Source organism: Microbacterium sp. ISL-103, from assembly GCF_018613995.1.
Lineage (GTDB): Bacteria > Actinomycetota > Actinomycetes > Actinomycetales > Microbacteriaceae > Microbacterium.
Genome location: NZ_JAGGPD010000328.1, coordinates 1 through 1,742 on the forward strand (window position 1 = coordinate 1; position 1,742 = coordinate 1,742).

Genomic DNA, 1,742 nt, shown 5'->3' on the forward strand with positions numbered 1-1,742 from the left:
CGAGGTCTGATAGTTCTGGCCGAGATCGGGGTAGAAGTAGTTCTTCCGCGCGAATCGACTCGACGGAGCGATCGAGCAGCCGAGCGCGAGACCCAGGCTGATCGACGACCGGATCGCCGTCTCGTTGACGACGGGGAGCGCGCCCGGAAGACCGAGATCGACGGGTGCGATCAGCGTGTTCGGCTCAGCCGCGTGGTACCGCTCGTTGGCCGGGTTCGGCGCGTCCGAGAACATCTTCGTGTTGGTGTTGAGCTCGACGTGCACTTCGAACCCGAGCACCGGCTCGAACATCTCGAGAGCCTTGTCGAAGTCCATGAGCTTGGCGGTGGCCATCAGCGGGTCCCTCCCACGAGCTGGGGTGCACGCGTGAGGAGCGGTGCTCCCCACGAATCGACGAGCAGGGTCTCGACCGCGGCGCCGACCTTGTACAGGCGCGCGTCCTCCCGCGCCGGTGCGATGAACTGGATGCCGACAGGCAGACCGTCTTCGGCCGCCAGTCCGCTGGGCACCGAGATGCCGGGGACACCGGCGAGGTTGACAGGGATCGTCGTGATGTCGTTGAGGTACATCTGCAGCGGGTCGTCGATCTTCTCGCCGATCTTGAACGCGGTCGTCGGAGCCGACGGCGTCGCGATGACGTCCACCTCGGCGAACGCGTTCGCGAAGTCCTGCTGGATGAGCGTGCGGACCTTCTGCGCGCTGCCGTAGTAGGCGTCGTAGTACCCGGCCGACAGCGCGTAGGTGCCGAGGATGATGCGGCGCTTGACCTCGTCGCCGAAGCCGGCGTCACGCGTGGCGGACATGACGTCTTCGACCGTCGGGTTGCCGTCGGGAGTCACGCGGAGGCCGAAGCGCACCGAGTCGAACTTCGCCAGGTTGCTGGAGGCCTCGGCCGGAAGGATCAGGTAGTACGCGGCCACTCCGTATTCGAAGTGCGGTGCGCCGATCTCGACGATCTCCGCGCCGTGGGCCTCCATCAGTGCGAGAGCACTCCGGAACGACTCCGCCACACCGGCCTGGAAGCCGCTGTCGGGCAGTTCGCGGATCACGCCGACCTTGAGTCCCTTGAGCACGTCTCCGCGGGCACCCTCACGAGCGGCGTCGGCGAACGAGGGCCACTGGTCGCGCAGCGACGTGGAGTCCTTCGGGTCGTGACCACCGATCGCATCGTGCAGGAGTCCCGCGTCGAGCACCGTGCGAGTCACGGGGCCGACCTGGTCGAGGCTCGAGGCCAGGGCGATCGCGCCGTAGCGGCTCACACCCCCGTAGGTCGGCTTCACGCCCACCGTGCCGGTCACGTGCGCGGGCTGGCGGATCGAGCCGCCCGTGTCGGATCCGAGAGCCAGCGGCGCCTCGAAGGCGGCCACCGCAGCTGCGGATCCGCCGCCCGAGCCACCGGGGATCCGGTCGAGGTCCCAGGGGTTGCGAGTGGGGCCGTACGCGGAGTGCTCGGTGGAGGACCCCATGGCGAATTCGTCCATGTTGGTCTTGCCGAGCGGGATCAGGCCGGCTGCACGCGAGCGGGCGACGACCGTGGCGTCGTACGGCGAGCGGTATCCCTCGAGGATGCGCGAACCGCTCGTGGTCGGCTGGTCGGTCGTGACGAGCACGTCCTTGATCGCCAGCGGTACACCGGCGATAGGTCCGAGCTGCTCCCCCGCCGCACGCCGCGCGTCGACGGCCGCGGCGGCGTCAAGCGCGCCCTCGTTGACGTGCAGGAAGGCGTGTACGTCGCCGTCGAC

Annotated in this window: 1 protein-coding gene and 1 pseudogene; both read right to left on the reverse strand. The window is 68.5% G+C overall.

Annotation, left to right across the window (positions count from 1 at the left end):
* Window positions 1-333: pseudogene (locus J7E68_RS12355) on the reverse strand (Asp-tRNA(Asn)/Glu-tRNA(Gln) amidotransferase GatCAB subunit B); the annotation flags it as partial.
* On the reverse strand, window positions 333-1,742 hold a 1,410-nt coding region (gene gatA, locus J7E68_RS12360), incomplete at its 5' end, for an Asp-tRNA(Asn)/Glu-tRNA(Gln) amidotransferase subunit GatA (protein WP_215172984.1). The gene gatA and the pseudogene J7E68_RS12355, both read right to left, overlap by 1 nt.